The 9,134-nt window shown below is 71.9% G+C and carries 12 protein-coding genes; 7 read left to right on the plus strand and 5 right to left on the minus strand.

What is annotated here, in order from left to right; all coding sequences use genetic code 11:
• The 4 genes from E1266_RS32130 to E1266_RS32145 form a co-directional block, all read left to right on the plus strand.
• A partial coding sequence (locus E1266_RS32130) for a hypothetical protein (RefSeq protein WP_132053511.1) occupies nt 1-219 on the plus strand: 219 nt, incomplete at its 5' end.
• 218 nt (nt 220-437) lie between these two features.
• On the plus strand, nt 438-851 hold the full coding sequence (locus tag E1266_RS32135; protein ID WP_347876763.1) for a YbaB/EbfC family nucleoid-associated protein: 414 nt from the start codon (nt 438-440) through the stop codon (nt 849-851).
• Nucleotides 852-880: 29 nt separating this feature from the next.
• Nucleotides 881-1,480, plus strand: a complete 600-nt coding sequence (recR, locus tag E1266_RS32140; protein WP_132053515.1) for a recombination mediator RecR — start codon at nt 881-883, stop codon at nt 1,478-1,480.
• Nucleotides 1,473-2,030: a DUF5063 domain-containing protein gene (locus tag E1266_RS32145; protein ID WP_132053517.1), complete on the plus strand. Its 558-nt coding sequence runs from the start codon at nt 1,473-1,475 to the stop codon at nt 2,028-2,030. The genes recR and E1266_RS32145 overlap by 8 nt, the downstream gene beginning before the upstream one ends.
• Nucleotides 2,031-2,092: 62 nt before the next feature.
• On the opposite strand, the gene E1266_RS32150 is transcribed toward E1266_RS32145, so the two are convergent.
• The 3 genes from E1266_RS32150 to E1266_RS32160 all read right to left on the minus strand — a co-directional run bounded on the left by E1266_RS32150 (nt 2,093) and on the right by E1266_RS32160 (nt 3,652).
• Complete coding sequence (locus tag E1266_RS32150) at nt 2,093-2,377, minus strand: hypothetical protein (protein ID WP_132053519.1); 285 nt, start codon at nt 2,375-2,377, stop codon at nt 2,093-2,095.
• Nucleotides 2,378-2,606: 229 nt separating this feature from the next.
• Nucleotides 2,607-2,963 carry a hypothetical protein gene (locus tag E1266_RS32155; protein WP_132053520.1) on the minus strand — a complete coding sequence of 119 codons (357 nt, stop codon included), beginning with the start codon at nt 2,961-2,963 and terminating at the stop codon, nt 2,607-2,609.
• A gap of 194 nt (nt 2,964-3,157) precedes the next feature.
• Complete coding sequence (locus E1266_RS32160) at nt 3,158-3,652, minus strand: helix-turn-helix domain-containing protein (RefSeq protein ID WP_132053522.1); 495 nt, start codon at nt 3,650-3,652, stop codon at nt 3,158-3,160.
• A 90-nt stretch (nt 3,653-3,742) separates the two neighbouring features.
• On the opposite strand from E1266_RS32160, the gene E1266_RS32165 reads away from it, so the two are divergent.
• The 3 genes from E1266_RS32165 (at nt 3,743) to E1266_RS32175 (ending at nt 7,670) form a co-directional block, all read left to right on the plus strand.
• A complete protein-coding gene (locus E1266_RS32165) occupies nt 3,743-5,182 on the plus strand; it encodes an MFS transporter (RefSeq protein ID WP_207946042.1) in 1,440 nt (479 codons plus the stop codon).
• Nucleotides 5,183-5,446: 264 nt separating this feature from the next.
• Entirely contained in the window at nt 5,447-6,721 is a 1,275-nt protein-coding gene (locus tag E1266_RS32170; RefSeq protein WP_132053524.1) for an aspartate kinase, read from the plus strand.
• A gap of 280 nt (nt 6,722-7,001) precedes the next feature.
• Nucleotides 7,002-7,670 carry a TetR family transcriptional regulator gene (locus tag E1266_RS32175; protein ID WP_132053526.1) on the plus strand — a complete coding sequence of 223 codons (669 nt, stop codon included), beginning with the start codon at nt 7,002-7,004 and terminating at the stop codon, nt 7,668-7,670.
• An 18-nt stretch (nt 7,671-7,688) separates the two neighbouring features.
• Here E1266_RS32175 and E1266_RS39010 read toward each other — a convergent pair whose 3' ends face one another.
• Nucleotides 7,689-8,558, minus strand: coding sequence for a hypothetical protein (locus tag E1266_RS39010; protein ID WP_207946043.1), 870 nt, complete (start codon nt 8,556-8,558; stop codon nt 7,689-7,691).
• A 149-nt stretch (nt 8,559-8,707) separates the two neighbouring features.
• Nucleotides 8,708-9,134: prolyl oligopeptidase family serine peptidase (locus E1266_RS32185; RefSeq protein WP_165966294.1), on the minus strand; the 427-nt coding region annotated here is incomplete at its 5' end.

Consider the following 9,134-nt stretch of genomic DNA (forward strand, 5'->3'; position numbering starts at 1 on the left):
GCCCCGAGGCCCGAGGCGCCCTACGAACCGCCGCCCCCGCCACCGGACGAGCCTCCGCCGCCGCCCGAACCCGCTCCGGTGGACGAGAGCGACGAGGTCGACCCCGAGGGCGACGCGGACGTCGACGGCGCCGAGGCCGAGATGAGCGGGATGGCGCTCATCCAGCGGGAACTCGGCGGCCAGATCATCCGCGAGATCGACAACTCGTCCGCGACCTAGCCGAGGGCCGCCCCAGCGGCGAAGCCGGGCCGCGCCCGCCCGAACCCGTCCGCGGCCTCGGGGCATGCCGGGGCGGGCGCACCGGGGCCCGTACTTACGGGGGACCGCCGGAAACCCGTAGTCTCGGGGGACGGACATCCGGTGGCTGGCGGAGCGCCAGAGAGAAGGCCCTCTCGGGGGGCCGGAAGAGGAAGTGCACCGTGGAACCCGGTGGTCAGTTGAACATGCAGGAACTCCTCCAGCAGGCGCAGGCCATGCAGGAGCAGCTTTTCAGCGCGCAGCGCGAGCTCGCGGAGGCCGAGGTGAACGGCACCGCCGGCGGCGGGCTCGTCACCGCGACGGTCAACGGGCAGGGCGAGGTGACCGGCCTGTCGATCGACCCGAAGGTCATCGACGCCGACGACCCGGCCGACACGGCGGAGACCATCGCCGACCTGGTGCTCGCCGCGATCCGCGACGCGGGCCGTGAGGCGCAGCGGCTCCAGCAGGAGAAGATGGGACCGCTCGCCGAAGGCCTCGGCGGCGGCATCCCCGGCCTCGGCGGAAGCGGAGGCGAAGGCGGTGCCGGTGGAGGCGGCGGGCTGCCCGGCGGTTTCCCCGGCCTCGGCGGCGGCACCGGCCCGGGCGCCTGAGCGGCCGGTAGAGAGAAAGGAGGGGTCCGTTGTACGAAGGGGTGGTCCAGAACCTCATCGACGAGCTGGGCAGGCTGCCCGGCGTCGGCCCCAAGAGCGCGCAGCGGATCGCCTTCCACCTCCTCTCCGCCGACCCCGCGGACGTCGAGCGCCTCGGCAAGGCGCTCAAGGAGGTCAAGGACAAGGTCCGCTTCTGCGGGACGTGCGGCAACGTCGCGGAAGAAGAGGAATGCCGGATCTGCCGCGACGCGCGCCGCGACCCCCACGTCATCTGCGTCGTGGAGGAGTCCAAGGACGTCGTCGCGATCGAGAAGACCCGCGAGTTCCGGGGCCGCTACCACGTGCTCGGCGGCGCGATCAGCCCCATCGAGGGCGTCGGCCCCGACGACCTGCGCATCCGCGAGCTGATGCAGCGCCTCGCGGAGGGGACGGTGACCGAGCTGATCCTCGCCACCGACCCCAACCTGGAGGGCGAGGCGACGGCGACGTATCTCGCCCGGCTCGTCAAGCCCATGGGCCTTACCGTCACCCGGCTGGCAAGCGGCCTGCCGGTGGGTGGCGACCTCGAGTACGCCGACGAGGTGACGCTTGGCCGCGCATTCGAAGGACGGAGGCTGCTCGATGTCTGACACCAACAGCCCGCAGGACTGGAACGCCCTCGCCGAACGCGTGGCGTGCCACGTCGACAACTACCTGAACGGCTTGGAGGCCGTCGCCCGCGGCGACGGCGGCACCCGCACCGTCTCGCTGCTGCTGCTGGAGGTGTCGCAGGTCATCCTGGCCGGCGCGCAGCTCGGCGCCAGCGCCGACGTGATCCTGCCCGACAACTGGGAGCCCGAGATCGGCGATGACCCCGACCTCGACGCCGTCCGGCAGGGCCTCCGCGACCGCCTCGTCGCACTCGACGAGTACGTCGAGGTCTTCGACCCCTACAAGGACACCGAGCCCACCTCGTACCGCCTGTCGGACGACCTGGTCGACGTCGCGAGCGACCTCGTCCACGGGCTGCGCCACTACCAGCAGGACCGTCCCCTGGAAGCCCTGTGGTGGTGGCAGTACTCGTACTTCAACCACTGGGGCAACCACGCCGGCGCGGCGCTGCGCGCGCTGCACGCCTTCGTCGCGAACGCCCGCCTGAACGTGGCCCCGGAGGCCGCCCCGGAGGCCGCGACCGCCTAGCCCGCGGCCACCGGCCGAAGCCGCCGGCCGAAGCCGCCGGCCGACACCGCCGGCTCGGACCGCTAGTGCGGGCCGGTCGGCGTGGCGAGCGTCCACGCGATCAGCTCGGCCGCCTTCTCGGCGTCCGGGCCGATCTGCCCGCCCGGCTCCGAGTCCCACACGTACGCGTCGAGGTCGTCGTCCCAGACGACGGTGGCGGTCTGCCCCCGGTACGCGACCCGCACCCCGCCGCCGTCGCGGGCGGGACGCGCCGCGGCGACCTGCGGCGCCCGGCGGCGCAGCGCCGCGTACAAGGATTCCAGCGGCCCCCTGCGGACCCTCGGCAGCTCGGCCATCAACGCTCCCATCAGCTCCCTCACCGGCCGCGCACCGGACCCCGGGCGCGACGAACCACCGGGCCGGGGCGGCCGGACGCACTCCGCCACCCGGCAATCCCGCCGCCCCGCCCCTAGGTAGACGCTTTGCCCGGCTTCCGGGTGGTCCGCCGAGAATCTCTGATTTGCCGTATCAGTGCGTGCGGCAGCGGACCCGGGGCGCCGCAGGGTTCGGTGCGGCGTCCCGATGCCGGGCGGCGGGTCAGGCGCTGATGAGGGTGCCGGCGTTCTGGAAGGCGCCGGTCAGGACGCGGCCGATCTCGTCGAGCTTCTTGCGGACCTTCGCGACGCCGATGGCTCCGCCGGACATGCCGGTCGTGGCGAGGCCGACGTCGAAGACGAGCGTGCCGTCCTGCTGGGGGTGGAAGAGCACGCGGTACTTGTAGTGGGTGCCGAACGCGCCGAGGAGCAGGGCCTTGGTACGAGACCCCTTCTCGATGACGCATTCGCCGGCGTTCTCCCAGGTGAACCGGAAGCCCTCGCCCTGCAGCACCTGCTCCAGCACGGGACGGACCTGGTCGGGCGTACCGTTCACGTGAAGCTTGACGATGTCGGCCATGACGCTCCTTGCATACGGGGGGTGGATCGAGTGCTCGACCGTCGAAGCAGCAGGACGACCTTCGGTGGGCCCATGCGCCGGGGACGAAGCGGAGAAGAGCATATTCCGGTCACCACCCGGATACCCGCGAGTTGTCCCTGATGGGCCTAGGCCGGACAAGGCACCGGCCTGCCGCGTCCGCCTTTGGGAGGGCGTCAGCGGAGGGCGGCGAGGGCCTCGCGGGCGATGGAGTCGCGCTCGGCGGCCTCCCGCTCCGCCGCCTCCTTCTCGGCCCGGACGCGGGCGTCGTAGGCGGCGCGGGCCGCGGCGATGGCGTTCTGGTGCTCCTCCGTCCAGGCGACCAGCGAGCGGATCGTCTCGTGCAGCGTCGCCCCCATGGGGGTGAGCGCGTAGTCCACGCGCGGCGGGACGGTCGGGTGGACGGTCCGGCTGACCAGCCCGTCCCGCTCCAGATGGCGCAGGGTCCTGGCGAGCATCCGCTGGCTGATGCCGTCGATGCGGCGGCGCAGTTCGGTGAACCGCAGCGAGCGCTGGTCCAGGAGCGCGATGACGAGCAGCGACCACTTGTCGGCGATGCGGTCCAGGATCTGCCGGACCTCGCAGTCGTTGCGCGTGTCCCACTGCTGGACGGCCTCATCGGCGGCGGTATCCCCGCAGTAACCAGGGGACGCGAAAGTTCCGTCTTCCATGGTCTCTGATGGTGACTGAGGATGCTGCCGGTAACAAGAGGGAACCGGCACTCACAAGGGAACCGGCCCTCGTCGGAGAGGAGCCGGCTCATGTCCACATCCGCTGCCCGTATGGACGGGCGCGCCTGGGCGCAGTTGCTCGTGCTGTGCGGTGCGGTCTTCCTGGAGGGGATCGACGTCGCGATGCTCAACATCGCGCTGCCGTCGATCCGGGCGGACCTCGGCCTGTCGACCGGGATGCTCAGCGGCGTCATCAGCGCCTACGTCCTGGGATACGGCGGGTTCATGCTGCTGGGCGGGCGCACCGCCGACCTGCTCGGCCACCGCCGCGTCTTCCTGTTCTGGCTGGTGGTCTTCCTGCTGTTCTCCGGGCTGGGCGGGTTCGCCACGAACGGCTGGATGCTGCTGGCCGCCCGGTTCGTCACCGGTGTCGCGTCGGCGTTCATGGCCCCGGCGGGACTCGCGCTCGTCACCGCCATGTTCCCGGCCGGGCCCGCCCGCACCAAGGCGCTCGGCGTGTACGCGGGCATCGCCTCGGGCGGCTTCGTGCTCGGCCTCGTCGCGGGCGGGCTGCTCACCTCGATCGGCTGGCGCTGGGTGTTCTTCGCGCCGGTGATCATGGCGGCGCTGCTGCTGGCCGCGGCGGTCCCGCTGGTCAAGGAACCGGAGCCGGGTGCGCGCCGCGGCGTCTCGGGCGGCTTCGACCTCCTGGGCGCGTTCAGCATCACCGGCGCGATGATGCTGCTCGTGTACGGGGTCGTCCGGCTGGAACGCCCCGGCCACGACGTCGCGCTCACCGTGGCCGTCCTCGCGGGCGGCGCGGCGCTCCTCGCGGCGTTCGTCGCGATCGAGCACAGGGCCGCGCACCCGCTCGTCCGCCTCGGGATCCTCCGCTCGGGCGCGCTGGTGCGGACGAACCTGAGCGCGATGCTGTTCCTCGGCGCGTTCGCGGGCTTCCAGTTCCTGATGACGCTGTACCTGCAGGAACTGCGCGGCTGGACGACCTGGCAGACCGGCCTGGCCATGCTGGTCGTCGGCATCGACGTCGTCCTCGCGCCCACGCTGACGCCCCGCCTGGTGAACCGCTTCGGCAACGTGCGCGTCCTGCTGGGCGGCCTCGTCATGGCGGCCGCGGCGTACGCGCTGTTCCTGCCGGTCGGCCTCGACTGGGCGTACACGGTCATGTTCCCGATCATCGGGCTGCTGGGCCTGTCGTTCGCGCTGGTCTACGGCCCGCTGACGATGGCCGCCACGGAAGGCGTCGACGAGAGGGAGCACGGCGTCGCGGGCGGCCTCTTCTACACCGCGATCCAGTTCGGCATGGCGCTCGGCCTGTCCGCGGTGACCGCCGTCAAGGTCGCGGCGCTCAGCGGCGGATCACGGGAGGCGGGCCTCGACGCCCTGCGGATCGCGCTGACGGTCCCCGTCGCAGCCGTCCTCGCCGCCGTCCTGATCACGGCGCTCGGCCTCCGCACCAGCCCGCGCCGACCCGCCGAGCCCGCCCACGACCCGGTCAAGACAGCCGTGTAGGGGCCGCGCAGACGTCGGCCGACCGCCTGGCGGCGTCGCGCTGCGACCGAGGCCACGTGCCCGCCACCGGCCCGTCGCGGCGCCGTCGGCGACCGAGGGCGGGTGCCCACCGGACGTGGCGGCGGGCCAGCGCGGCGCGACCTTCGCCGGGCCGCCGGTGCGGGCACGCGGCGTCCGCACCGGTTACCTGCCCGTTATCCAGTTGGGTGTGCTCTGTAGACTCCTGTTTCGGTACGCCGATCCCGATTCGAGGAGCGCCCACTCGTGGCTCTTGTCGTGCAGAAGTACGGTGGCTCCTCCGTCGCCGACGCCGATGGCGTCAAGCGGGTCGCCCAGCGCATCGTCGCAACGAAGAAGGCGGGCAACGACGTGGTGGTCGTGGTCTCCGCCATGGGCGACACGACGGATGATCTCATCGATATGGCCAAGCAGGTCAGTCCCCTGCCGCCGGGCCGTGAGCTGGACATGCTGCTCACCGCCGGCGAGCGCATCTCCATGGCGCTGCTCGCCATGGCCATCGCGAACCTGGGCCACGAGGCCCGCTCGTTCACCGGCTCCCAGGCGGGTGTGATCACCGACGGCTCGCACGGCAGAGCCAAGATCATCGACGTGACGCCGGGCCGGATCAGGACGGCGCTGGACGAGGGCTCGATCTGCATCGTCGCCGGCTTCCAGGGCGTTTCGCAGAACACCAAGGACATCACCACGCTCGGCCGCGGCGGTTCCGACACCACCGCCGTCGCGCTGGCCGCGTCGCTGGACGCCGACGTCTGCGAGATCTACTCCGACGTCGACGGGGTCTTCACCGCGGACCCGCGCATCGTGCCCGCCGCCCGCAAGGTTCCGAAGATCTCCTACGAGGAGATGCTGGAGATGGCGGCGAACGGTGCGAAGATCTTGCATCTGCGCTGCGTGGAGTACGCGCGCCGGTACAACATCCCGATCCACGTGCGGTCCTCGTTCAGTCAGAAGGAGGGCACGTGGGTCGTCGACAGCAGCGACATCGAAGGACAGGACATGGAGCAGGCGATAATCTCCGGCGTCGCGCACGACCGGAGCGAAGCCAAGATCACGGTGGTGGGGGTGCCGGACAAGGTCGGTGAGGCCGCCGCGATCTTCAGCGTGCTGTCCGACGCCGAGATCAACATCGACATGATCGTGCAGAACGTGTCGGCCGCGTCCACCGGGCGCACCGACATCTCGTTCACGCTGCCGGCCACCGACGGGCAGAGCGCGCTGACCGCCCTGAACAAGCTGAAGGAGCGCATCGGGTTCGAGTCGCTCCGCTACGACGACCGGATCGGCAAGGTCTCGCTGATCGGCGCGGGCATGCGCTCGCACCCGGGCGTCACGGCCAAGCTCTTCACCGCGATCGCCGAGGCCGGCGTCAACATCGAGATGATCTCCACCTCGGAGATCCGGATCTCGGTCGTCGTCGCCCAGGACGACATCGACTCCGCCGTCGTCGCCGCCCACCACGCCTTCGACCTCGACTCCGAGCAGGTGGAGGCCGTCGTCTACGGCGGCACCGGCCGCTGACCCACCGGTAGCCCGCGCAGGCCGGCGCACCCCGCGCCCGCGCCCCGTTCACGCGTCCCGGCCTGGGCGGGCTCCGCTCGTCCGGTCGGTCCTGCGCGGGTTCCGCACACCGGGGTCCGCGTGGCCGGAGCCTGCCCGGCTGAGGCTCACTCGATGGCCCGCAGGCCGTTGACCTGTGGTTTTGTGGGGAACGTCTGAGGTGGGGCGTGGGGAGGTCGGGTGGCGTGGCGGGCTGTGCGGCGGTGAGCCGGACGTCGCGGCGGGCTTTAGGGTGGCATGCGTGACCGAGACGAAGGCCGTGAAGTCCGAGCAGACGCGGCGCCTGATCGTCGAGACGGCGCTGCGCCTGTTCCGGGAGCGCGGGTACGAGGCGACGACGATGCGGGCGATCGCCAAGGAGGCGGGCGTCTCGGTCGGCAACGCCTACTACTACTTCGGGTCCAAGGAAGAGCTGATCCAGGCGTACTACGACGAGCTGCAGGAGGAGCACGTCGCGGCCTGCCGGGCCGTCCTGGACGCCGAGACGGAGTTCGCGCCCCGGCTGCTCGGCGTGCTGAAGGCCCGGGTCGACACGATGGTCCCGTACCACGAGTTCGCCGGGAAGTTCTTCAAGTTCGCCGCCGAGCCGACCAGCCCGCTCAACCCGTTCAGCGCCGAGTCGGGCCCGGCGCGCGACTCGGCGGTGGCGATCTACCGCGAGGTCGTGGAGGGCTCCGACCTGAAGATCGACAGGGAGTTCCGGGCGGAGCTGCCCGAGCTGCTGTGGATCTACTCGATGGGCATCGTCCTGTACTGGGTGCACGACAGCTCGCCGGGCTGCCGCAAGACGTACCTGCTGGTCGAGCGGACCGTCCCGCTGGTCAACCGCATGGTGTCGATGTCGCGGATGCCGGGCTTCAAGTCGGTGACCCGGGAGCTCGTCGGGATCATCCGCGAGGTCCGCGCCTGACCGTGCCCGGCGGCCCGGTCAGCGGAACGTGATGTCCCAGTGGTCCCTCTCGCGGGCGAAGAGGGCGCCGTCGGGCGAGCGGTAGAGCCTCGCGCCGTCCCCGCGGACGCCGGCGAACGGGTGCCGCTCGACCGCGTCGTCGACGCAGCGGCTCGGCGAGATGTCGGCCTTGTAGCCGTTCCAGTGGCTGTGGGGGCCGCCCGCGTGGCCGCGCTCGGTGCCGCCGGTGACGACGATGTCGCAGCCGCTCGACCTCGCGAAGCGGACCAGGCCCTTGATCGTCCCCCAGCGGATCCGCTCGAACGACGTGCAGGTCCGGATCATGCGGTCGGAGCAGCCGCCCGTCGAGCGCCAGCGGATGCCGTTCGCGCGCAGGACCACCTCGGCGAGCTGGTGATCCACGCGGCGTGACTCGGGGATGCCCTCCGGCAGGGTTCCCGGCTCCACCGTTCCGGATGTCGTGGCCTCCGCCGACGTCCCGTCCTGGGACGTGTCGTTCTGCGGCGGGACGTCCGGAGGTGCGGTGGTCGTCACGCGCGGGCCGGGAGACGGGCCGGTGAGCGGCGGCATCAGGGGCGGCCTGGCTCGCGTCCGCTGCCGTCCGGATGTGCGGAACGCCTGGTCGCTCACCCGGGCCGAGGAGGTGGGGCGGCGGAACGTCATCAACGCGGCGGCGCGTCCCAGGGTCGTCTTGGCCGCCGACGCGGGCCGGCGCGGCGGCGGTTTCCCGGCCGCGGTCGCGGGCGGCGCCGTGACGGCGAGGGTCGTGGTGGCGACGGCCAGCCCCGTCACCAGGGCCGTCAGCCGGAACGCCGGGCCGTGCGGCACGGGTTTTCGGCGGCCGACGGCATGCCGGACGAGCCCATGGACGCGCTGCAGATGTTTCACGTGAATCCCCCGGTCAGCGGCTGCCGCGCCGGGGGGCGGGCCGGCTCTGTACCGGCTCCTTGATCACTCGCGGCCGGTGGGAGGCGTGCCCTGCCTTCGATCTTGTAAACGCCGGGGGCGGGCGGGGTCACCGCCCGCCCCCGGAAGGATTACGACATACCTAGATGCTTTCGGGCGAAGCCGATTTCGGCCGCCATCTGGGTGATCCGCTCCTCGACGACGAGGGAGCCGTGCCCGGCGTCGTACCGGTACACCTCGTGCGGATGGCCCATCTCGTCCAGCCGCGCCAGGTAGTTGTCGATCTGCCGGATGGGGCAGCGCGGGTCGTTCTCCCCGGCGAGGACCAGCACCGGGGCCTTGACCTCGGAGACGTAGGTGATCGGCGACGACTCGCGGTAGCGGTCCGGGACCTCGTCGGGGGAGCCGCCGAACAGCGACCGGTCGAACGCCTGCAGCCCCTCCATCTCGTCCTCGTACGCGGCGACGTAGTCGGCGACGGGGACGGCGGCGACGCCGACGCTCCAGTCGTCCGGCCGGGTGCCGAGGCCGAGCAGGGTGAGGAACCCGCCCCACGAC

This window comes from Actinomadura sp. 7K534 (genome assembly GCF_004348575.1).
GTDB lineage: Bacteria > Actinomycetota > Actinomycetes > Streptosporangiales > Streptosporangiaceae > Spirillospora > Spirillospora livida.